Source organism: Acinetobacter sp. TYF_19 (assembly GCF_043105125.1).
In the GTDB taxonomy this organism is placed as follows: Bacteria; Pseudomonadota; Gammaproteobacteria; order Pseudomonadales; family Moraxellaceae; genus Acinetobacter; species Acinetobacter johnsonii.
Window position 1 is genome coordinate 117,432 of sequence record NZ_JBICLH010000048.1, and the last position, 21,815, is coordinate 139,246.

Consider the following 21,815-nt stretch of genomic DNA (forward strand, 5'->3'; position numbering starts at 1 on the left):
TCGGCAGGGTCTTTTGTATTTAGAGATTGCCAAAAAACGTATTTTCGCCTAACATTGTGTTACTTCATTGGGGAGTAGCCGCTGTTCCTAAGAACAGGTGATGATCAACATATTTGCTCTAAAACGAGCATGGTCATCATAGCAAAGAACCAAATGAGCTTCTAAAGAGCTTTCTTTTGTTGGCAAGACCTTTGATTTACCACTCTGCAGATTTTGGCTAGCAGGAGAGGTGAGTCATTGGTATTTGTTATGCTAGCCAGAGAAAGACATCATGTATGAATTCCTCCTCTCCACAGCCATCGTGGCTTTAGCTGAAATGGGCGATAAGACCCAACTGCTTGCATTGATACTTGCTGCACGTTTCCGTAAACCCGTCCCAATTCTATTGGCTATTTTGCTGGCAACCATTATTAACCATGGCGTCTCTGCCGTTTTAGGTCAATGGATCACCACAGTTTTAAGTCCTGATGCGCTGATCTGGATTCTCTCGATTGGTTTCATTGCTATGGCGGGTTGGATGTTGATTCCTGATCAGTTGGATGATGAGTCAGGCAGCATTAAGAAATGGCAGAAACTTGGGGTGTTTGGCGCAACGTTTGTGTTGTTCTTTTTGGCCGAAATTGGAGATAAAACCCAAATTGCTACCGTGGCTTTAGCGGCACGTTTTGACAGTATAGTTTGGGTGATGTTGGGTACGACTTTCGGGATGATGTTGGCCAATGCACCGGCGGTCTTTATTGGTGATAAGTTGGCGACCAAGTTACCAATTGCTTTAATTCATAAAATTGGTGCGGCTATTTTCTTGGCCATTGGTGTTGCGACACTTGTACAGCATTATTTCTTCTAATTCACCGTAAAAAACAGGAATCCCGACTTAAAAAATCGGGATTTTTTATTGAAAAATTATCTTCAATCTATTGATATATCAAATGATATTGGTCGCGAAAGCATTGTAAATTTGTGTAAATCCATATATGTTGTAGGTATTAAAAAGTCTTTTAAGAAAAACAGCATTTTGAGGGGATGGGTATGGCATTTGACCGCACAACGTCACAGGTTTTATATGATGATGGCACACATAAGTGTATTAGCTTTACCAGCTTGGTCAAAGGCGAGGGTGTACAGGCAAATCAGTTTTTAATTATTGACCATGAGCGTGCAGCGGTCTTAGATCCCGGTGGTGATTTAACTTATGTACCGTTGACCATGGAGTTGAATAAATATACCCGTTTGACCAATCTTGATTTTGTGATGGCCTCACATCAAGACCCTGACATTATTACCTCAATGCCGCGTTGGTTGGTCTATACCGAAGCGAAAGTGGTGGCTTCTAAACTTTGGGCACGCTTTTTACCTCACTTGAACTCTGCCTTTATGAGTGAGCGGATGAAAGGCAACTGGTTGGACAGATTGGTGGAATTACCTGATCACGGTCAAGTGATTACGTTGGGACAATCCTCCATTATTGCTGTGCCTGCCCATTTTCTACATTCGGTAGGCAATTTTCAGTTTTATGACCCAATTGCCAAGATTCTATTTTCAGGCGATATGGGGGCATCGATGGTGGATGATGCCTCAAAACCTTTGGAAAACTTTGCTGCGCATATTCCTAAAATGAAAGGGTTTCATCAGCGCTATATGTGCAATAACAAAGTGATTCGTTTATGGGTCAATATGGTCCGCACCATGGATGTCGAAATGATTGTGCCGCAGCATGGTACACCGTTTATTGGGCAAGAGCAGATTCATCAATTTTTAGATTGGATTGAGACTTTGGAGTGCGGTACAGACTTGATGGATGAGAGTGTTTTTACCTGTCCAACTTAAGTGACAAAATAGTCGTAAATTTTGCTTGTTTGGCAACCACAATTTTTTTAATATTTTCTTCCAAAAAAAGTTTTTGAAAATGAGAATATAAAGGATGTTGTCTCAAGTTCCAACGGAAGATGCCTGTTTAAGCTGCGGGGCATGTTGTGCCTTTTTTAGAGTCTCATTTTACTGGGCTGAAGGCATCTCCATGCCTGAACATTACACAGAGCCAGTGACGGCTGTGTATTCATGTATGGCTGGAACCAATCAAGCCAGCCCACGCTGTATCGCACTGCAAGGTACCATTGGTGAACACGTGAGTTGTGGGATGTATGAACAGCGTAGCTCTTCATGTAAAGAAGTTCAAATTGCTGATGATCAATGCAACAAAGCGCGACGTGCGCACAATATGATTCCATTTGTGCAATTGGAAGCGAGCATTCCTGCCAACGATGAAGGTTTTGATCAAGTGTGTTAATCGGTAAAAGCAGAGTCAAGGCTCTGCTTTTTTAGTTTTAGAAAACAAATCGAATTCATCTTAAAACAAGAAATAAAAAATAAAGGTGGAAATGAGGGTCTCAAATAAAATATGGGTTTTATCACTTTATTTTGGCTTTGTTGCACAAAGATTTCATAACTATATGATTTTAAAGGTTTTGATTATTTTTTGATCCAAAATTAAATCTATTTAAATCAGATGCTTACATATTTATGCAACAAAGCCCTTTATTTTCTAAAATAAAAAATAAATTTTCAATTGAAATGAAATTTAAGTTCATATTTGTTTATAATAGCGCACGGAAATTACCAGTGAGACTGCCATGTTGACCATCGTTCAAGACGCGTTAACTTTTGATGATGTCCTATTACTCCCTGCCTATTCTACTGTTCTCCCAAAAGATGTCTCATTAAAGACACGATTCACGCGCGGCATTAATTTAAATATCCCCCTTGTTTCAGCAGCAATGGATACGGTGACTGAATCCCGTATGGCGATTGCGATGGCGCAAAACGGTGGTATTGGTATTTTGCACAAGAACATGGATATTGCTGCACAAGCTGCAGAAGTCCGTCGTGTGAAAAAATTTGAAGCAGGAATGGTGAAAGATCCAATCACTGTGACACCTGAAACCACAGTACGCGAATTGATCTCGATTACTCAAGCCAACAACATCAGCGGTGTGCCTGTTGTGAAAGATGGCAAAGTGGTCGGTATTGTCACAGGTCGCGATACACGCTTTGAAACCAATCTTGAGCAACCTGTAAGCAACATCATGACTGGTCAAGATCGCCTCGTGACTGTTCGTGAAGGTGAGTCGAAAGAAAATATTCAAGCTTTACTGCAAAAGCACCGCATTGAAAAAGTTTTGGTTGTTGGTGAACACAACGAACTCAAAGGTTTAATTACAGTCACTGACTTCCGTAAAGCGGAAAGTTATCCAAGTAGCTGTAAAGATGATCTTGGTCGCTTACGTGTGGGCGCTGCCGTCGGTACAGGTGTAGAAACACCAAGCCGTGTAGAGGCTTTGGTTGAAGCGGGTGTAGATGCAATTGTCGTAGATACGGCGCATGGCCACTCTGCGGGTGTGATCGAGCGTGTACGTTGGGTGAAAGCGAATTACCCACAAGTCCAAGTGATTGGCGGTAACATTGCAACTGGTGATGCTGCATTGGCACTCCTTGATGCAGGCGCAGATGCGGTCAAAGTCGGTATCGGCCCAGGTTCAATTTGTACCACTCGTATTGTGGCGGGTATTGGTATGCCGCAGATTTCTGCGATTGATAGCGTGGCTAATGCACTAAAAGATCAAATTCCATTAATTGCAGATGGTGGTATTCGTTTCTCTGGCGATATGGCGAAAGCGATTGGCGCGGGTGCGAGTACGATTATGGTCGGTTCACTCCTTGCCGGGACTGAAGAAGCGCCAGGTGAAGTGGAATTCTTCCAAGGTCGTTACTATAAGGCGTATCGTGGTATGGGCTCATTGGGCGCGATGGCAGGAGCAACAGGTTCTGCGGATCGTTATTTCCAAGACTCTAAAGCAGGTGCTGAGAAACTTGTTCCTGAAGGGATCGAAGGTCGTGTGCCATACAAGGGACCAATGGGCAACATTGTGCACCAAATGATGGGCGGTTTACGTTCTTCTATGGGTTATACAGGTTCATCTGTGATTGAAGATCTTCGTCAAAATGCGAAGTTTGTGAAAATCACTTCGGCAGGTATGTCGGAGTCACATGTTCACGACGTGACGATTACCAAAGAAGCACCGAACTATCGCGTGGGCTAATTCAGCTATACCAATTGTTCAAAGTAAAAGCCGTCATTTTTATGACGGCTTTTTCGTTTTGGTGTAAAGTGATGTCAGTAAAAAGTGATGATTTAGATCACCATTAAGAAGTGAGTAAAATATGAGTTATTTTGGTACCGATGGTATTCGCGGTAAGTTTGGCGTCCTCCCTATTACCCCTGAATTTGCCCTTAAGTTAGGCTTTGCCGCAGGGAAAGTTTTAAAACGCCACAGTAAAAAATCAAAACCATTGGTGGTACTCGGTAAAGACACACGTTTATCGGGTTATATTTTAGAGTCAGCATTACAAGCGGGTTTAAACGCAGCAGGGGTTTATGTACATTTACTAGGCCCATTGCCAACCCCAGCGATTGCACATTTGACCCGTGCTTTACATGCAAGTTTGGGCATTGTGATTTCGGCATCACATAATCCTTATTTTGATAATGGGATCAAGTTCTTTTCCAGTGAAGGTAAGAAACTACCAGATGCTATTCAAGAAGAAATTAATCAAGAACTTGAAAAAGAATTAGTGATTGAAGACACGGCAAACTTGGGTAAAAGTGTCCGCGTAAAAGATGCCAATGGGCGTTACATCGAGTTTTGTAAATCCACATTTCCATACCATTTAGACTTGAATGATTTAACCATTGTGGTGGATTGTGCAAATGGTGCTGCATATAACGTGGGTCCATCGGTCTTTCGTGAGCTCGGCGCCAAGGTCATTGCCATTCATAATGAGCCTAACGGTGTAAATATCAATGAGCAATGTGGTTCAACACACCCTGAAAGTTTGCAACAAGCTGTAGTTGAAAATGGTGCAGATTTGGGCATCGCCTTTGATGGGGATGCAGACCGCGTTATTTTGGTGGATAAAGATGGCAAGCTGATTGATGGCGACCATATTTTATATATCTTGGCGACTCAGAGCGCTAAAAAACCTGCTGGAATAGTGGGCACCTTAATGTCAAACATGGCTTTGGAACTAGCTTTGGAAAAAGCGGGTGTAGCGTTATTACGTGCGAATGTGGGTGATCGTTATGTCCTACAAGGTCTAGAAGAAAAAGGCTGGGTCATTGGCGGTGAGCCATCAGGGCATATTTTAACCTTGGATAAAAGTACCACAGGTGATGCCATTATTGCGGCTCTACAAGTCCTTACCGTGATGGTCGAGCAGAAGAAAGCGCTGCATGAATTGATTGCTGACTTTAAGCTTCTACCAAATGTGTTGGTGAATGTGCGTCTAGAGGCGATGTTTGACCCTTATGCTGTGCCTGCTTTGGTGGCTGAATTTGATAAAGCCGAGCAACAACTTAAAGGTCGTGGTCGTTTGTTGATTCGTAAATCAGGTACTGAGCCTGTGATTCGTGTCATGGTGGAAGGGGATGATCTCGATGAAGTCAGCAGTTTAGCAAATGCATTGGCTGATGCTGTACGTGCGAACGCAGCTTAATAAGGAGTGAAGAAATGAGTGATTTAATTAAAGATCTCAGCGAGCTTCGTTTAAGTTACCAAAAAGGCGAGCTGCGTGAAGATCGAGTAGAGGCCAATCCACATGCTCAGTTCTTGCTTTGGTTTAATCATGCCCTAGAAGCACAACTGCACGAACCCTATGCCATGTCATTGGCGACAGCGAGTGCACAGGGTCGTCCGCATGTACGAACGGTATTGCTACGTGGTGCAACCGAAGCAGGGTATGATTTTTATACGAATTATGACAGCCAAAAAGGCAATGATGTGGCAGAAAACCCATATGCAGAGTTACTGTTCTATTGGCAAGAGCAGGAACGTCAGATTCGCATTGGCGGTAAAGTGGTCAAAATTTCTGAAGCAGAATCGACCGACTACTATCATAAGCGGCCACGAGATAGCCAAATTGCAGCACATATCAGTACACCACAAAGTGGTGTAATTGAAAGTCGTGAGGTCTTGCAACAACGTTTTGAGCAATTGCAGAACCAAGTTGAAGGTAAATCAGAACTGAATAAACCCCTCTTTTGGGGTGGCTACCGTCTTGAGCCTGACTATTATGAGTTTTGGCAAGGGCGTCCGAACCGTTTACATGACCGTTTAAGTTATGAAAAACAGCAAGATGTCTGGATGCTGAAACGTTTGATGCCATAAATGTCAGCCATTGAAATTAAGCAAAGACCCTTTATGACCTGTCCTGAATTATTTCAGGACGTTCCTGCGTTTATTGCAGAAATTTTAGCCCGCCGTGGGGTGGCGTCAACGCAGGAGCTGGAGTTAAAGCTCAAGCATTTACTGGCCCCTAGCATGAAAGGCTTAAATGAAGCAATTCGGTTGATGGATGCTGCAATTGATCAGGAACACAAAATTGTCATTGTGGGTGATTATGATGCAGATGGTGCAACCAGCACCGCTTTAATGATTTTGGCTTTGCGAGAAATGGGGGCGCAGGTAGAGTATCTGGTTCCAGATCGCTTTAAATATGGTTATGGCTTAACGCCTGCGATTGCGGATTTAGCATTTACCAGCTTTACACCTGATTTATTGATTACAGTTGATAATGGTATTTCCAGTCATGACGGCGTGAAACAAGCGCAAGATCATGGTATGCAGGTGATTATTACTGATCACCACTTGACCACCAAACCGACTCCCAGTGCCCAAGCGGTAGTGAATCCGAACCAGTTGGGGTGTGATTTTCCAAGTAAAGCCTTAGCTGGGGTGGGCGTGGCCTTTTATGTTTTAGCTAACTTATCAACCTATCGTAAAAAACTGAATAAGTCTTCGGCAATCATGAGTCAGTATTTGGATTTGGTGGCCTTAGGCACCTATGCCGATGTTGCGAGTCTTGACTATAACAATCGCATCTTGGTCGATGTTGGCCTGAAGCGCATTCAACAGCATTTATGTCGTCCGGGCATCGGCGCTCTACTGGAGATTGCAGGTCGAGAAGCTGCAAGTTTAAAAGCGCAAGATTTGGGGTTTGTACTGGGGCCACGTATTAATGCGGCAGGTCGTATGGAAACCATGGATATCGGGATTGAATGTTTATTGGCACAGGACTTTGCTTCTGCCTATCCATTGGCAGAACAACTGAATCAGTTGAATGTGGAACGTCGTCAGGTTGAAGCGACGATGAAACAAGAGGCCTTAATAGCCTTGGATCAAATTCAACTGGATGATACGGTCTTACCTGCGGCTTTAATTATGTTCGAGCCGCATTGGCATCAAGGTGTGATTGGCATTGTTGCGGGACGCTTAAAAGAACAGTTTCATCGTCCGAGTATTGTGTTTGCTGCAGATGAAGATGGGATACATATCAAAGGTTCTGCCCGCTCGATTGAAGGAATCCATATTCGCGATGCCATTGAGTGCGTTGCTGAGCAATATCCACATTTGGTCAGCCACTTTGGTGGGCATGCTGCGGCAGCGGGTTTAACCATTCAAAAAGTTCATTTTGAAGAGTTTAAGCAGGCCTTTGAAGCACTGATGGCAGCTCAGGATGAAGGTTTATTTACGGCGACTTTATGGACCGATGGTGAGTTAGCAGCAGAGAATATTCAGGTTGAAACGGTTGATCTGCTGCAGCAGATTAGTCCATGGGGGCAAAAGTTTCCAGCGCCTATTTTTGAAGGAAATTTTCAAATTTTAGATTTCCGCTGGCTGAAAGAAGTGCATTTAAAATTACGTGTTGCTTTAGACAATGGACAGGTCGTGGATGCCATTGCTTTTAATGCGGCGGACAAATACCAGTTCAATGAGATGAACCATCAAATTCGTTTGGTCTATGAGCTGGATAAAAATGAATTTCGTGGCAATGTAAGCGTACAACTTCGCATTTTGCACTTAGAACAATACTAAAAAAACCGCTCTATAGAGCGGTTTTTTTAGTACATTTAGTTGCAATTAGAAGCGGAATGTACCATTGATACCGTATGAATCAGCATCTTCCGTTGTTGTGTAGTTCAAGCCAACAGCAATAGCAGGCGTAAAGAATTTTTGCGCGCGAACAGCCCAAACAGTGTCAAAGTCATCGAATGTTGTATCCATAAATGAAACACCAACACTTAAGGTTGGATCGATATATAAATCGGTACCTAAGCGGTAAGCAGTTTCATCGCCAAAGTATGTTGCACCTTCAAAATTGGTCAAATAGTTACCAATTTGAGTCACATATTTAGCGCGTAAGGTCACAGCTGTATCGTCTGCTACTGCGGAGATATTTGAGAATGTATCAATGAAGCCATTTTTTGAAACATACATTGGATCAAGATTTTCTTTGGCTACACCAGCCGCAATGAGTAGCCCATCGACAGGCAGGTAACCTGCTTCTAATGCATAACCCACATTATCATCTGATGCTTTACCAAATTCACTTTCAACCGTTACTTCAGAGCGGTTGAGGCTACCAGAAACATAAAATTGAGAGTTTGGGATAAAAAATTCACCATTTAAACCGACTGTGTCAATTTCTAAATCGGCGCCGTCTTCATCAATACTTGAGTTCGCATAACCAAGACCAATGTTGCTTGCTTTGCTTAAAAAAGCAGCCTCTGCAAGTGGCGAATTTTTAGTGTTCACTCCATTTAAGTAGTACTTGCCACTGATGCCAAAAGTATCAAGGTCTTCACTGTCACCATCAAAGCTTGTATTTTCGTAGTTTGCATTGATTTCTGCTTGGTAAGCATGTGCAGTCCCGAAGCTCGCAATAAGTGCGGTAGTAAGTGCAAGTTGTTTAAGCATTTTAGAGGTTCTCTCTTTGTTATAAAAATATGACTGTTCTATGACAGTTGTAACGAAGTGTACGAAAAAGTAGCAGGGAGTCAATCTTTATTTATAACAATGCTTTATGAGAGTGCAAAAAGCCCATTCGAAAATGGGCTTTGAGTATTCAAGGTTTTTAATTGGTCTTAGAAACGGTATTTCGCAGCTACACCGAATTTGTTGTAGTCGTTGTTGCCAACTTCACCAAAGCCAACACGGCCTTCAAGGCTGACTTGTGGGGTAAAGAATTTACGGGCATTGATACCAAATTCGCTAGTATCACTTAAGTCATTGCTATAATAGTCAGCACCTAAGCTTAAAGTTTTATCGATGAAGTAATCGCCTTTAAGATTGTATTCATCAAGATCACCAAAAGCTGCGCCTGCTTCTAAGTTAATGTCTTTACCATTGCTCAGTGTAGTCACATATTTAGCACGTAAAGTTGGATCGACACCGTCGTTATAGTCGTTGTCATAACCTTTTAAACCTGCAGCAATTAATAAACCTGGTGCAGGTAAATAACCGACTTCAGCGCTATAAACAGTGGTATCAAAGTCACCGCCATTGTCAAAAGAGTAATCATCACGGCCCACTTTACCACCTAGGTAAAAGTCTGAGTTCGGAATGAATACTTCAGCGCCAATGCCATAACGATGACGTTCATCATCACCGACTTCGTCGTATTGGTATTTTGCGTTAACGTTACTTGCACGGTCTAAGAATGCTGCTTCTGCAAGTGGCGCATTACGTGTTTGAACTGGGTTGAAATAGTATGTGCCATCTACGCCAAAAGAGCCGCTTGAACTACCGTTGTCTGGATCAATTAGGCCAGCTGAAGCACCCACCTCTGCTTGGTATGCATGCGCAGTACCTGTGATCGCTAGAGCTGAAAGTAATGCTGATGCAATTGCTAATTTTTTCATGGTATGTACCCCTCGTAAGTGGAACTGTATTTCATTAATTTTTTGTTACAAGTTCAGTCTAGGGCAAAATAAAAAAGCGTCAACCAAAGGAAAGTTACCGCTTTGTTGCAAGCGTAAACTTGTGTAATATTTTTTATTTAAGTTATTGAAATAAAAATGAAATAATTAAATGTTTTGTTTTATTAAAATTGTGTAGATTCTGTGGATTTCCTAATTATTGATGTTATTTCAATCAATTTTAACTCAAAATGTTTAGTCCGTATCTATGTTTAGAACACTTCTCAGGTATGTATTTTATGGGATGGTTCGTATTTATATGCAGCTTGATTGCGGTTCAAGAGAATGCTTTTTTGGAGGCTAAACAGTTTTAAACTCTAGAAAGAAGGATGTGTTTTTGTCGAATTTGAGATGAATAATCCTAGCCGTCGACTGTGATATAATCAGCGGCTATTTTTCGCTTTATATTGATTGAGAGTAATTCACGTGGAAATTAATCCGTATCTAAACCAATTAAAAGACTTAAACGACCGTGGTCTCACATTACGGGGGTATCTTTGACTACGATCTGAAAAAAGAGCGTTTAGAAGAGGTTCTCCGTGAATTAGAAGACCCAGCGATTTGGAATGATCAAAGCCGTGCACAAGCCATGGCAAAAGAAAAAGGCGAACTTGAAAACGTCTTAAATGTGTTAGATGGTTTGGCAACGCAGCTTGAAGATGCGCAAGCGATGCTTGATTTGGCAGTCGAAGCTGATGATGAGAGTCTGTTGGCTGATGTGCAGGCTGAATTGACCTCTGCAGAAGAAGAGTTGGCGAAGCTTGAATTCCGCCGTATGTTCAGTAACCCAATGGACCCAAATCCATGTTATGTGGAAATTCAAGCCGGTTCAGGTGGGACAGAAGCACAAGACTGGGCTTCAATGCTACTGCGTATGTATATGCGTTGGATTGAACGTCATGGTTTTAAAGCTGAATTGATGGAAGAGTCAGACGGCGATGTGGCTGGGATTAAGTCTGCAACGATTCGTGTTGAAGGTGAATATGCCTATGGTTGGTTGCGGACCGAATCGGGCGTGCATCGCTTAGTACGTAAATCGCCATTTGACTCGGGTAACCGCCGTCATACCTCATTCTCTGCTGTGTTTGTCTCGCCAGAAGTCGATGACAACATTGAAATTGATATCAACCCATCTGACGTGCGTACCGATACTTACCGTGCTTCGGGGGCAGGTGGTCAGCACATTAACAAAACAGACTCTGCGGTACGTTTAACCCACGCGCCAACAGGCATTGTGGTGGCGTGTCAGAACCAACGTTCACAACATGCCAACCGTGACCATGCGTGGAAACAGTTACGTGCGAAGTTGTATGAGTTGGAAATGAGCAAACGTAACGAAGCAGCGCAAGCACTTGAAGACTCGAAGTCGGATATTGGTTGGGGCAGTCAGATTCGTTCTTATGTATTGGATGACTCGCGTATTAAAGACTTACGTACGGGTGTTGAAAACTCCAACACAGGTGCAGTACTAGATGGTGACCTTGATAAGTTTATTGAAGCAAGCTTAAAACAAGGTTTGTAATTTAAATGATGAATGAAAGCAAAGGGTTATCAGTTATTTTACAATATATCTAAAAAAATCGATATTAAAATCGAAAAAATGCGATATATTAAGTAAAACAAGCTGACAACGCTTTGTTGCCCATTAAACGTGTCTTGAGTATGGATATAGATTTAATTTTTAAAGCCTTGGCTAATCCAACGCGTCGCCAAATTTTGGAATGGTTAAAAAAACCGGAACAATTTTTATCGAGTGACGAATGTGGTGACTTTAGACGCGGCGTATGTGCAGGTCATATCGAACGGTTGGGAAATGTATCGCAATCGACGATGTCGAACCATTTGTCCGTTTTACAGCAGGCCGGTTTAATTCAAGTGGAAAAATATGGACAATGGTCTTATTTTTCTCGTAATGAAGCGTTGATTCAGCAATTTATCGAACACCTACAACAACACCTTTTAACAGGTGGGAGTAACGATGGCTGAATTAAATTCTCCTTTAACGCTCGGTGCGTTAGAGCTTAAAAACCGTGTCATCATGGCGCCGCTGACCCGTAACCGCGCAACTGCTGATCGCGTTCCAACCCCAATGATGGTTGAGTACTATGCGCAACGTGCAAGTGCTGGCCTGATCATTTCTGAAGCTACAGTGATTTCTGAAGAAGCCAATGGCTATTTGAATACTCCAGGATTGTTTACCGATGCTCAGGTTGAAGGCTGGAAAAAGGTCACTCAAGCGGTTCATGAGAAGGGCGGTCTGATTATTGCCCAGCTTTGGCATGTTGGTCGTGTATCGCATCCCGATCTGTTAAATGGTGAAACACCAGTCTCTGCAAGTGCAGTACAACAGGCGGGTCATGTCAGCTTACTACGTCCAAAACGTCCTTATGTATTGCCACGTCCTTTGGAGGTTTCTGAAATTCACGCGATTACCGAGCAATATAAGCAAGCCGCGATTCGTGCTAAAGAAGCCGGTTTTGATGGTGTGGAATTACATGCTGCCAATGGTTATCTGATTGACCAGTTCTTGCAAAGCAAAACCAATCAGCGTGAAGATGAATACGGCGGTTCAGTGGAAAATCGTACACGTTTCCTGCTAGAAGCAACTGATGCACTGATTGAAGTATGGGGCGCAGATCGTGTAGGTGTGCATTTAGCGCCGCGTTGTGATGACCATGACATGGGCGACAATGATCCACGTGAAACATTTGGCTATGCCATGGAGCAGCTGGGTAAGCGCAAGATTGCCTTCTTCTTTACCCGTGAATATCTGGCTGAAGACAGTATTTCTGAATATATGAAAGAGCGTTCAGGTGGAGTGCCTTATATTGCGAATATGCAACTAAGTCGTGAAGATGCGATTGAGCTGTTGGCATCAGGCAAGGCTGATGCAGTGGCTTTTGGTAGGGCGTATATTGCCAATCCAGACTTGTATGAGCGTTTAATGCAAGATGCACCACTGAATGAACTGAAACTGGAAAATATGATTGGAACGGGTGTCGCTGAAGGCTATGTGGACTATCCGACTTTAGCTGAAATGGAAACTGCTGCGGTTTAAATTGCTTTTCCGTTCAATTCGCGACAAGATAACAGCGTAATTCATGGGATAAAATGAGTTGCGCTGTTTTATTTTTGCATTGATTTTTGGAGCACGTATTTGGCTACTCCTTTTTGGTATAACGCAGCACTTGCGCTGATCAAACCGCTTTATAAGTCTAAAATAAAAAAACGTGCAGAGAGTACAGAACAATTTCAACAAGAATGTCTCGAACGTTTCGGGCCCTTTCAACCGGTTAAAAATCGCCAAGCGATTTGGTTCCATGTGGTGTCGGTGGGTGAAACCAATGCAGCGCAGCCTCTCATCGAACATTATTTAAAAGCCGGTCATCCAGTCTTGGTGACCAATACCACCAAAACGGGACAGGCACGGGCCAAATCCCTATTTTTAAAAGCACCTTATTTAGACCTGTTCCAAGCAGTATATTTACCTGCAGATCAAAAGCCTTTAGTTCGTCAGTTTTTTTCATTGTATCAGCCTAAGCTGTTGGCTTTGGTTGAAACAGAATTGTGGCCAAATTTGATTGATCAGGCGCAGCATTTTCAAGTCCCGTGTTTGTTAATTAATGCACGGCTTTCTGAAAAATCCGCCAAAGGCTATGCCAAAGTTAAAGGATTGACACGTGGCATGCTGCAAAATTTACAGCAACTTTTGGCGCAAGACCTTGCCACACAGCAGCGTTTTATTGCATTGGGGATGCCTAGCGAGCGTACAAGAGTGGTGGGTAATATTAAATTTGATATTCGTGCCCCAGAAGATTTTGTAGAGCAAGCCGTGCAGTTGCAACAGACATGGCAATTGGCACATCGCAAAATTATTACCCTTGCCAGTACCCATGCACCAGAAGAACAGCAATTATTGACTGCACTGAAACCTTATTTTGCAGAACATCCTGAACTGTTATGTATTGTTATCCCGCGTCATCCAGAGCGTTTTGATGAAGTGGCTGTGCAGGTACAAAAACTGCAACTCAATATGCAGCGTCGTAGTTTGGCCGAAGTGATTCAACTCGACACACAGGTGTATTTAGCCGATAGTATGGGAGAGATGTGGTTATGGTACGCCTTGAGTCAGGCGTGTTATGTCGGCGGCTCGCTGAATGAACCGGGTGGCGGGCATAATATTTTAGAGCCGATTGCGTTAAATGTGCCGACGGTTTTGGGCAAAAACTATTTTAATTTCCAAACCATTGTCGATGAATTTGTACAGGCCGATGCAGTGAAAGTTGTTGAGGATGCTGAACCAGCTGCTGCGGTGTTGATGACACTGTTAGAGGATACTGAGCAGGCCAATACACTGAATCAAGCGGCACAAAAGATTATGCAATTGAATACGGGCTCTCTAGCCAAACATATTCAAGTGATTGATGCTTATTTATAAAATTTGACTGAGTCTGTCATTACTACAAATACTGTAGATTTTATGGATGGCTTTGCGTAAGTGGCTCCTACTTTTCAAAGATGAAAAGTAGCAAAAATCTTTTGCTGTGCTGAAGGTACATCCTGTACCTCAGCACAGCGGGCGACATCCTTGTCGCCTTTCACGATGACATGTGCTGATGAGGCCTTCACTGTTTGGATTTTTTCTATTTATTATGAATATCGTTCTCTTAGATCCGCGCCAAACTGAATCTGAAGTTTGGTCTATTAGTGCTAAGCGTCAGCTTGAACATTTACATCGTCATTTAGAGCTGAAAGCCGGTGATACGTTAAAAGTCGGGATACAAAACGGAAAGCGTCATCTTACGCAAGTGGTTGATGTTTCTGAAACAGCTGTGCGCTTAAAACCCTTATATGAAGAACCTGTACCAGCCAAACTGCCCGTGACTTTAATTGTCGCGATGCCACGCCCTAAAGTTCTGCGTCGTTTGGTCATGGACGCGGTGACTTTAGGGGTTGAAAAAATCATTTTGCTGCACAGCTATCGGGTCGATAAAAGTTATTGGCAAACCCCATTTTTACAACAGTTGGATCAATATGTGACTTTGGGGTTAGAGCAGGCATGCGATACGATTGCACCGAAAGTTGAAATTTATAAACGCTTTAAGCCTTTTGTGGAAGACATTTTACCTAGCCTGATTTCAGCTAATTGTCCTGCCTATGTGGCACATCCCTATAGCGATGCCAAAATGCCTTTTGCGATTCAACATTCCTGTACGATTGTGATCGGGCCGGAAGGAGGATTTATTCCCTATGAAATTGATCTGCTTGTAAAAAACGGCTGCCAAGCGATGAGCTTAGGCAGCCGTATTATTCGTACTGAAACCGTGATCCCTTATGTTTTAGGACGCTTATTTAGCGGCTGAGGCTTCTGTCGGGTAGCTTTCATTTTTTGCGACGCGAACCTCTTGGACTGGGTATGGAATAGAAATTCCTTGTTCAGCAAAGGCCTGAACCACATATTCTTGTACCGAACTGATCGAGCCAGATACCGTAGTTTCTGTGGTGTTGACCCACCATTGGACTTTGAGATTCACCGAAAAATCTGCAAGTGCAGCGACGTTCACACTAAAACCCGGCTGACTTAAAATGGTCGTATCTCGGTCTAAAATGCCTAAAATAATATCTTTGGCTTTTTTGATGTCATCTTCATAACCAATACCAACCAAGAATTCACAGCGACGACGTGGATAGGCGGTATTAACTGTGACCGCACTGGTATACACAGTCGCATTGGGAATCACGATACGGCGACCATCTGGCGCACGTAAGTAAGTGGCACGAATTTGAATATCTTCAACGTTGCCTTCCATACCCGAGACAATAATGTCATCGCCAATCTTAAATGGTTCACCCAGCAAAATCAGGATTCCTGAAAGTAGGTTTTGGAAGATGTCTTTAAATGCAAAACCAATCGCAACCGAGCCAATCCCCAAAGCACTCATCAGTTGTCCGGGTGTGAAACCTGGAATCGCAATCACCATGGCAATCAGGAAGCCAATAAAGACGATGGCCGAACTCCCGACACGGTTCAGGACAAGGACAAGGTTTTGCTTGGTATAAGATCGATCAGACAGTGCTTTACGAACAAAAAGTTTAAACAGTTTGGAGAGAAAATAAAAAATGATGAAGGTAATCAGCGCAATACAAAAATAAGGCATACGCTCCCAAAAACTATCGACAAATTTGTCGATGGTGGAATAGGCGTCATTATATTTTGCCGTATGTGCAATTACACTTTGCGTGGTTTTCGCTGTCGCGTCATGTAGCATCTCTGACGTACCTTGAGCAACCTCGCTCAAGGTATTGGTTTGTTCTGACACTGGTGCTCCAATCGCTGAAAATTTGGCATATTTTGCCTGAAAATTGTGTGTATTTAATAGAGAAAAGCGTATGAAATTATCGCATTCTGGGTGATTGATAGACGGATAAAAATCTATCGCTGTGTTTTTTAAATGCTTGAGTTTTGGAATGAAGGCGCTGAGCCATGCTTCTATGTATGAAATAGCATAGCCTGAAGTGTAACAATATGCTTTAAAAAGCCTAGCTGGAGCGACTTTGCTGAGTTCAGCTTTGTTCATGTTACGGATTAAACACAGGATATTATTGAAAGATCACTATAAAATGTGTTTTAAATTGTAGAAATAATATACGACCAAAGCCGTGTTGATCTGTTTAAAAAACAATCGTCATACTGTGGTTATGCAGTCCAATAATAAACCAATAACTGTGGCATGAACTCTCGCGATGAGAGTCAGAATATAAGGAAGTATGATATGAAAGAAGTCTATCCTGTACCTGCTGAATTTGAAAAAACTGCGCGCACCAATGAACAAGAATATTTTGAACGTTATCAAAAATCGATCGAACAACCTGATGAATATTGGGCTGAACAAGCTTTGAAGCTCGATTGGATCAAGCCTTTTAGCCAAGTTAAAAATACCAGTTATGACAAAGATAATTTTAAAATTGAATGGTTTGCCGATGGGCAGTTAAATTTAAGTGCTAACTGCCTTGATCGCCACTTAAAAGAGCATCCGTATAAACCTGCCATTATTTGGGAAGGTGACCATCCCTCACGCCATAAAATCATTTCCTTTGCTGAACTGTATGACGAAGTATGTCGTTTTGCCAATGTCCTGAAAAAGCATGGTGTGGTGAAGGGTGATCGTGTGGTGCTGTATATGCCAATGATTTCAGAAGCAGCCATTTCGATGTTGGCCTGTGCCCGAATCGGTGCCGTGCATTGTGTGGTGTTTGGTGGTTTCTCGCCTGATTCATTAGCAAGCCGGATTGATGACAGTCAAGCCAAAATTGTGATTACCGCAGACTCTGGAATGCGCGGGGGGAAACCGATTCCGCTGAAAGAAAATGTAGACGCAGCATTGAATCTACCTGGGACAGACTCGGTACAAAACGTGATTGTGGTACACCGGACAGGCAATCCAATCACGCTGAAAGAAGGGCGTGACTTGTGGTATCACATGGAAATCATGACGGTCAACGAGATTTGTCCACCTGAACCGATGAATGCCGAAGATCCCCTATTTATTTTATATACCTCAGGTTCAACGGGTAAGCCCAAAGGCGTGCTGCATACCACAGGGGGCTATTTAACTTATGTGAATAGTACCTTCCGTGAAGTATTCGACTTAAAACAAGATGATGTGTTTTGGTGTACCGCCGATGTGGGCTGGATTACGGGACACTCTTATGTGTTGTATGGACCCTTGTCGAATGGAACGACAACGGTGATGTTTGAGGGGATTCCTCAGTATCCAAGTTGGGCACGTACAGGACATATTGTCGATAAACACAATGTGACGATTTTATACACGGCACCGACAGCGATCCGCGCCATGATGCGTGAAGGGGATGCCTTTGTCCGTGAGAGTGACCGTAGCAGTTTACGTTTAATTGGTTCCGTCGGAGAGCCGATCAACCCTGAAGCATGGAATTGGTACTACACGGTGGTGGGAGAAAGCCGTTGCCCAGTGGTGGATACTTGGTGGCAAACCGAAACAGGCGGGATTTTGATTTCTCCACTTCCGGGTGCGACACCACTTAAACCCGGATCTGCAACGCGTCCTTTATTTGGGATTCAACCCGCTTTGGTCGATGCTGAAGGCAATGAGTTGGAAGGAGAGGCTGAAGGCAATCTGGTGATTAAGGATTCATGGCCGGGACAAATGCGAACCATTTGGGGGGATCCTGAGCGGTTTATCGAAGCGTACTTTGCAACTTATCCGGGAACGTATTTCACGGGCGATGGTGCACGCCGTGATAAAGATGGTTATTACTGGATCACAGGTCGGGTGGATGATGTACTGAATGTGTCAGGGCACCGCTTAGGCACGGCTGAAGTGGAAAGTGCTTTGGTGGCACATGAGGCGGTTGCTGAGGCTGCAGTAGTAGGAATGCCACATGAAATCAAAGGGCAGGGAATTTGTTCTTTTGTTACTTTACAAGCGGGCACAGCGCAAACGGAAGAACTCCGTGCAGAGCTGATTCAGTGGGTAAGAAAGGTACTCGGTCCTGTGGCGACACCAGATGCCTTACATTGGGCACCATCTTTACCGAAAACACGTTCAGGTAAAATTATGCGCCGTATTTTAAGAAAAATTGCGGCGAACGAGTTAGATAGTTTGGGCGATACATCGACGCTGGCTGAACCGCAAGTGGTCGAAGTGTTGATTAAAGAAGTATATCCAAACGGATAAAATCAACCTAAAAAATACCGTCTTAAGCAGACGGTATTTTTATTTTGACATATTGATGGAATACGTCGGGTTGCTGTATACAAATTTGTAAGTACGAGACGTTTAGAAATTAAATAGTTCTAACGCTGATGGATGCTTTCTAAGGTATCCACCATCGTCCGTGTCATCTGATCAATTTCATAATTGACCGCATCACCGACTTGTACCGATGCCCACGTGGTTAGACGCAAGGTTTCAGGAATCAAATCAACTGAAATTTCATGGCTGTTACGATCAACACGGTTGACGGTGAGGCTACAACCATTTAGACCAATAAAGCCTTTTAAGAAAAAGTATTTGATATTGCCTTCTGGAATCTGAAGATCCACATGCAGAGTCTCGCCGTGACGGCTCAGTTGCTTTACTGTAGCCGTTCCTTCGATATGTCCATACAAGTTATGCCCCCCATTTTCCATTCCAATTTTGGCTGAACGTTCTATATTCACCTCATCACCTGCCTGTAAAGTGCCTAAAGTGGTCAGGCGTCGAGTCAAATCTGAGACATCAAAATGGACTTGATTGGCGGTCAGATCGATGCGCGTTGCAGTTAAGCAGGTGCCATTGATGGCTACACTTGCACCGATGAAGACATCGTGAAAAAAGTTGTGTGTATTTGAAACCACAAGGGTGCTAAAACCGTCGCCTTGACGGACATCTAGAATTTTCTCTAAGCCTTGTACGATACCTGTGTACATTAGAAGTCTTCCTAATTCGGGGGGGATGTTTAATGTAAATGATCTATCACTCGATGTGGCATTATTTTGAGTTGAGATGTGCTAAAGCTGTACCTTTGATTGGATTTCGACGCCAATAATAGGGTCGCAAAAATCGGAGCAACAGACGTAAGGGCGTCATCCATACGATTCGGGTATGGCGACGCTTATTCTCTAAAATACGTTGAGCCAAATAGCGACAGACCACTTCGGGAGGATCGATAATAAACAAAAAAAGCCGTTTCATTTTGTTCCAGTGCTGAATATTGCCATTTTGCCAAGAGGATACCAGTAGGTCGGTTGCCACCATTCCAGGGCTGAGTGTGCCGACTTGAATGTGGGTCTGTTTGGTTTCTTTAAACAGGGCTAGACTAAAGTAACCTACGGCACGTTTGGTGGTGGCATAGGCGGTCATGCCTGCACTCCATTCGCCTCGAGTACCCCAACCTTCCATATTGAAAATTTGACCATAGCCTTGTGCTAGCATGCCATTTAAGGCCACTTGTGAGCCGAACATACTGCCTAGAATATTGGTTTGAACTACAGTTTGTATGTCTGCTGCTGTGAGATCTTTAAAGTCTAGTGTCGCTGTACAACTGCCTGCATTATTAATCCAAATCTGAACAGCACCAAATTGTTGAATGGCTTCATCCCAAAGCGTTTGTACTTCATGGATTTGCGTGACATCACAAGTGACAGCATGAATCAGCGCAGCGGGAAAGCGATGCCGTAGCTGTTGCAGGGCGCTGTGCAAATCTGTGCTGTTTCGCCCAGAAATCACGACAGCTTGTTGTTGTTCCAAGAAGGCTTGAGCTAAACCCAAGCCGATACCTTTAGAACTGCCTGTAATGACGATGCAACCTGATTTTGAATTCATATGGATCCTTTACTTTGTGAACTAAAGGACGTCGCTTCTTGGTTGTGAAGCATGCAATAACAAATGGATAGACTGATCATTGCAAGGTTCATGACCACAGGATTAAAAGCACGAATGAGACTGTCTGGTATTAGAAAAGCGACCAGTGTGAATAAAAACACTAAGCTAAAGATACTGAGGTAATGCAGATATTTACTGGAGCTAAATAGGAACAATAAAGCAAAAACACACTCAAGCACACCTGAGCCCTGACCTGCCAGTTGGGCCTGTGCATAGGAAAGTCCAAAAGTTTGCCAAATGGTAATCTCATCGGGATTGATAAAGAGGATTTTAGGAATTAGACCTTGATAGCCCCATAAAAAGGCCAAAGAGAGATTAATGAATTTAGAGGGTTGGCTGTTGTTCATATAAAGTGGTTATTTTTTACTTTGTGAGGATTATACACCAATAAAAAAACCCTCAAGCCGAGCCTTGAGGGAAGAATAGAGTCACCTATGATTATTATTTTTTAGTTCGTGTCTGCTGCTTACCGAGCTAAGCAGATTTGGCAGTCTCAACGGATTGCTGCTGAGCTTCCAACTCACGAACCAATGGCAACACTTTGGCACCGAAGTATTCAACCTCTTCGATAAAATGTAAAAAACCTGAAAGGATTAAATCCACACCAACGGTTTTTAATTCCACAATACGTTCGGCAATTTGGCGTGGTGTACCAATCAAATTGGTTTTAAAGCCATCATTGTATTGAACTAAATCTTCAAAGGTCGATTTGGCCCAGTTGCCTTCACCTTCCAGTGTGGCAGCACCCGCTTCACGGGTGGCATCGCCAAAGGCATGTACCGCTTGAATATTGGCTTTATCAATAATTTCTTGCAGAACCGTTTTCGCTTCTTCCTCTGTATCTCGGGCAATGATGAAAGCATTGACCCCAATTTTGACCTGATGGCCATTCTGTTGGGCTTTTGCACGAATATCATCAATCTGTTTTTTGAGCTCCTCAGGGGTATTGCCATTGGTAAAATACCAGTCTGAAACTCGTGCAGCCATATCCCGTGCAGCACGAGAGCTGCCGCCTTGGAAAATTTCAATATGCGGCTTTTGCACAGGTTTGGGTGACAAGGTGTAGTCTTTGAACTGATAGTACTTTCCATCGAAACTATAGTTGTCTTGGGTCCAAACGCCTTTTAATGCACGAATAAACTCTTCCGAGCGAGCATAGCGTTGGTCATGTTCAGGCCATGCTTCACCAATGGCATCAAATTCGCCGCGAAACCAACCACTAACCACATTAATCGCAATACGTCCTTGGGTTAAGTGGTCGATGGTTGCAAGCTGCTTTGCGGCAAGCACGGGTTTCCACGGGCCAGGTAAAATAGCGGCAATGACTTTGAGTTTGCTGGTTTTGGCTAAGATACCGTGACTAAAACTGACCGACTCATGTTGGTTTTCTGCATTATAACCCGCAGTAAAACGAATCTGAGTTAGGGCATAGTCAAAGCCATTTTTTTCCGCAGCCTGTGCTAAACGGACGTTATAGTCATAACTCCAGTCTGTGCGCTGCTCAATATTACTCACCACTAAGCCACCGCTGACATTGGGAACCCAATAAGCAAACGTAATATTTTTATTCTGTTGTGACATGTGAAAACCCTCTCAAT

At 43.2% G+C, this 21,815-nt stretch carries 20 protein-coding genes and 1 riboswitch; of the genes, 13 read left to right on the top strand and 7 right to left on the bottom strand.

Translation table 11 applies throughout. The annotated features are described in order from the left end of the window. The first annotated feature begins 57 nt into the window (after positions 1-57). Positions 58-196: riboswitch (yybP-ykoY riboswitch) on the top strand. A gap of 75 nt (positions 197-271) precedes the next feature. From ACF8FD_RS06480 to recJ, 7 genes are all read left to right on the top strand, one after another. Next, positions 272-847, top strand: a complete 576-nt coding sequence (locus ACF8FD_RS06480) for a TMEM165/GDT1 family protein (protein ID WP_279678619.1) — start codon at positions 272-274, stop codon at positions 845-847. A gap of 182 nt (positions 848-1,029) precedes the next feature. After that, positions 1,030-1,827 (top strand): MBL fold metallo-hydrolase, encoded by a 798-nt coding sequence (locus tag ACF8FD_RS06485; protein ID WP_004691719.1) that lies wholly within the window; start codon positions 1,030-1,032, stop codon positions 1,825-1,827. 94 nt (positions 1,828-1,921) lie between these two features. Continuing rightward, positions 1,922-2,287, top strand: coding sequence for a YkgJ family cysteine cluster protein (locus ACF8FD_RS06490; RefSeq protein ID WP_063454398.1), 366 nt, complete (start codon positions 1,922-1,924; stop codon positions 2,285-2,287). 343 nt (positions 2,288-2,630) lie between these two features. After that, positions 2,631-4,097, top strand: a complete 1,467-nt coding sequence (guaB, locus tag ACF8FD_RS06495; RefSeq protein WP_004691717.1) for an IMP dehydrogenase — start codon at positions 2,631-2,633, stop codon at positions 4,095-4,097. A gap of 121 nt (positions 4,098-4,218) precedes the next feature. Continuing rightward, entirely contained in the window at positions 4,219-5,550 is a 1,332-nt protein-coding gene (gene glmM / locus ACF8FD_RS06500; protein ID WP_058951539.1) for a phosphoglucosamine mutase, read from the top strand. 14 nt (positions 5,551-5,564) lie between these two features. Further along, a complete protein-coding gene (pdxH, locus tag ACF8FD_RS06505; protein WP_234304350.1) occupies positions 5,565-6,221 on the top strand; it encodes a pyridoxamine 5'-phosphate oxidase in 657 nt (218 codons plus the stop codon). Then, on the top strand, positions 6,222-7,928 hold the full coding sequence (gene recJ / locus ACF8FD_RS06510; RefSeq protein ID WP_234304351.1) for a single-stranded-DNA-specific exonuclease RecJ: 1,707 nt from the start codon (positions 6,222-6,224) through the stop codon (positions 7,926-7,928). 45 nt (positions 7,929-7,973) lie between these two features. Here recJ and ACF8FD_RS06515 read toward each other — a convergent pair whose 3' ends face one another. Together ACF8FD_RS06515 and ACF8FD_RS06520 are read right to left on the bottom strand one after the other, a co-directional pair. Further along, positions 7,974-8,810 (bottom strand): putative porin, encoded by an 837-nt coding sequence (locus ACF8FD_RS06515; protein ID WP_234304352.1) that lies wholly within the window; start codon positions 8,808-8,810, stop codon positions 7,974-7,976. Between the two features lie 167 nt (positions 8,811-8,977). Continuing rightward, positions 8,978-9,754 (bottom strand): putative porin, encoded by a 777-nt coding sequence (locus ACF8FD_RS06520; protein WP_058951543.1) that lies wholly within the window; start codon positions 9,752-9,754, stop codon positions 8,978-8,980. 483 nt (positions 9,755-10,237) lie between these two features. Between ACF8FD_RS06520 and prfB the strand changes: the two genes are divergently transcribed. The 5 genes from prfB to ACF8FD_RS06545 all read left to right on the top strand — a co-directional run bounded on the left by prfB (position 10,238) and on the right by ACF8FD_RS06545 (position 15,174). Then, positions 10,238-11,333 (top strand): peptide chain release factor 2 gene (prfB, locus tag ACF8FD_RS06525; protein ID WP_100222790.1). Its coding sequence is split into 2 segments (ribosomal slippage): positions 10,238-10,309 and positions 10,311-11,333, totalling 1,095 coding nucleotides; the frame shifts between segments, so codons are not numbered across the junction. A 140-nt stretch (positions 11,334-11,473) separates the two neighbouring features. Continuing rightward, positions 11,474-11,797 (top strand): helix-turn-helix transcriptional regulator, encoded by a 324-nt coding sequence (locus tag ACF8FD_RS06530; protein WP_058951544.1) that lies wholly within the window; start codon positions 11,474-11,476, stop codon positions 11,795-11,797. Further along, positions 11,790-12,869 (top strand): alkene reductase, encoded by a 1,080-nt coding sequence (locus ACF8FD_RS06535; RefSeq protein WP_058951545.1) that lies wholly within the window; start codon positions 11,790-11,792, stop codon positions 12,867-12,869. The genes ACF8FD_RS06530 and ACF8FD_RS06535 overlap by 8 nt, the downstream gene beginning before the upstream one ends. Before the next feature lie 99 nt (positions 12,870-12,968). After that, the gene (locus ACF8FD_RS06540) at positions 12,969-14,249 is read left to right on the top strand and encodes a 3-deoxy-D-manno-octulosonic acid transferase (protein WP_058951546.1); all 1,281 of its coding nucleotides are present in this window, start codon (positions 12,969-12,971) and stop codon (positions 14,247-14,249) included. Positions 14,250-14,463: 214 nt separating this feature from the next. Then, a complete protein-coding gene (locus tag ACF8FD_RS06545) occupies positions 14,464-15,174 on the top strand; it encodes a 16S rRNA (uracil(1498)-N(3))-methyltransferase (protein WP_234304353.1) in 711 nt (236 codons plus the stop codon). Here the strand turns inward: ACF8FD_RS06545 and ACF8FD_RS06550 are convergent. Continuing rightward, positions 15,160-16,131 carry a mechanosensitive ion channel family protein gene (locus ACF8FD_RS06550; protein ID WP_234304354.1) on the bottom strand — a complete coding sequence of 324 codons (972 nt, stop codon included), beginning with the start codon at positions 16,129-16,131 and terminating at the stop codon, positions 15,160-15,162. The two genes, ACF8FD_RS06545 and ACF8FD_RS06550, sit on opposite strands and share 15 nt — an antisense overlap. A gap of 453 nt (positions 16,132-16,584) precedes the next feature. On the opposite strand from ACF8FD_RS06550, the gene acs reads away from it, so the two are divergent. Continuing rightward, entirely contained in the window at positions 16,585-18,528 is a 1,944-nt protein-coding gene (acs, locus tag ACF8FD_RS06555) for an acetate--CoA ligase (protein ID WP_126034867.1), read from the top strand. Between the two features lie 119 nt (positions 18,529-18,647). Here the strand turns inward: acs and ACF8FD_RS06560 are convergent, their stop codons facing one another. The 4 genes from ACF8FD_RS06560 to sfnG all read right to left on the bottom strand — a co-directional run bounded on the left by ACF8FD_RS06560 (position 18,648) and on the right by sfnG (position 21,798). Beyond that, a complete protein-coding gene (locus ACF8FD_RS06560; RefSeq protein WP_234304355.1) occupies positions 18,648-19,262 on the bottom strand; it encodes a riboflavin synthase subunit alpha in 615 nt (204 codons plus the stop codon). A 61-nt stretch (positions 19,263-19,323) separates the two neighbouring features. Further along, positions 19,324-20,157: an SDR family oxidoreductase gene (locus ACF8FD_RS06565; protein WP_058870488.1), complete on the bottom strand. Its 834-nt coding sequence runs from the start codon at positions 20,155-20,157 to the stop codon at positions 19,324-19,326. Then, positions 20,154-20,564, bottom strand: coding sequence for a DoxX-like family protein (locus tag ACF8FD_RS06570; RefSeq protein ID WP_058870487.1), 411 nt, complete (start codon positions 20,562-20,564; stop codon positions 20,154-20,156). Before ACF8FD_RS06570 ends, ACF8FD_RS06565 begins: the two co-directional genes overlap by 4 nt. Before the next feature lie 127 nt (positions 20,565-20,691). Further along, positions 20,692-21,798: a dimethylsulfone monooxygenase SfnG gene (sfnG, locus tag ACF8FD_RS06575; protein WP_130235154.1), complete on the bottom strand. Its 1,107-nt coding sequence runs from the start codon at positions 21,796-21,798 to the stop codon at positions 20,692-20,694. Positions 21,799-21,815: the final 17 nt, after the last annotated feature.

What these genes read in the sequence shown, in the direction of transcription:
- ACF8FD_RS06480 (WP_279678619.1), top strand. Translation starts at nt 272, where the DNA reads ATGTATGAATTCCTCCTCTCCACAGCCATCGTGGCTTTAGCTGAAATG.
- ACF8FD_RS06485 (WP_004691719.1), top strand. Translation starts at nt 1,030, where the DNA reads ATGGCATTTGACCGCACAACGTCACAGGTTTTATATGATGATGGCACA.
- ACF8FD_RS06490 (WP_063454398.1), top strand. Translation starts at nt 1,922, where the DNA reads ATGTTGTCTCAAGTTCCAACGGAAGATGCCTGTTTAAGCTGCGGGGCA.
- guaB (WP_004691717.1), top strand. Translation starts at nt 2,631, where the DNA reads ATGTTGACCATCGTTCAAGACGCGTTAACTTTTGATGATGTCCTATTA.
- glmM (WP_058951539.1), top strand. Translation starts at nt 4,219, where the DNA reads ATGAGTTATTTTGGTACCGATGGTATTCGCGGTAAGTTTGGCGTCCTC.
- pdxH (WP_234304350.1), top strand. Translation starts at nt 5,565, where the DNA reads ATGAGTGATTTAATTAAAGATCTCAGCGAGCTTCGTTTAAGTTACCAA.
- recJ (WP_234304351.1), top strand. Translation starts at nt 6,222, where the DNA reads ATGTCAGCCATTGAAATTAAGCAAAGACCCTTTATGACCTGTCCTGAA.
- ACF8FD_RS06515 (WP_234304352.1), bottom strand. Translation starts at nt 8,810, where the DNA reads ATGCTTAAACAACTTGCACTTACTACCGCACTTATTGCGAGCTTCGGG.
- ACF8FD_RS06520 (WP_058951543.1), bottom strand. Translation starts at nt 9,754, where the DNA reads ATGAAAAAATTAGCAATTGCATCAGCATTACTTTCAGCTCTAGCGATC.
- ACF8FD_RS06530 (WP_058951544.1), top strand. Translation starts at nt 11,474, where the DNA reads ATGGATATAGATTTAATTTTTAAAGCCTTGGCTAATCCAACGCGTCGC.
- ACF8FD_RS06535 (WP_058951545.1), top strand. Translation starts at nt 11,790, where the DNA reads ATGGCTGAATTAAATTCTCCTTTAACGCTCGGTGCGTTAGAGCTTAAA.
- ACF8FD_RS06545 (WP_234304353.1), top strand. Translation starts at nt 14,464, where the DNA reads ATGAATATCGTTCTCTTAGATCCGCGCCAAACTGAATCTGAAGTTTGG.
- acs (WP_126034867.1), top strand. Translation starts at nt 16,585, where the DNA reads ATGAAAGAAGTCTATCCTGTACCTGCTGAATTTGAAAAAACTGCGCGC.
- ACF8FD_RS06560 (WP_234304355.1), bottom strand. Translation starts at nt 19,262, where the DNA reads ATGTACACAGGTATCGTACAAGGCTTAGAGAAAATTCTAGATGTCCGT.
- ACF8FD_RS06565 (WP_058870488.1), bottom strand. Translation starts at nt 20,157, where the DNA reads ATGAATTCAAAATCAGGTTGCATCGTCATTACAGGCAGTTCTAAAGGT.
- ACF8FD_RS06570 (WP_058870487.1), bottom strand. Translation starts at nt 20,564, where the DNA reads ATGAACAACAGCCAACCCTCTAAATTCATTAATCTCTCTTTGGCCTTT.
- sfnG (WP_130235154.1), bottom strand. Translation starts at nt 21,798, where the DNA reads ATGTCACAACAGAATAAAAATATTACGTTTGCTTATTGGGTTCCCAAT.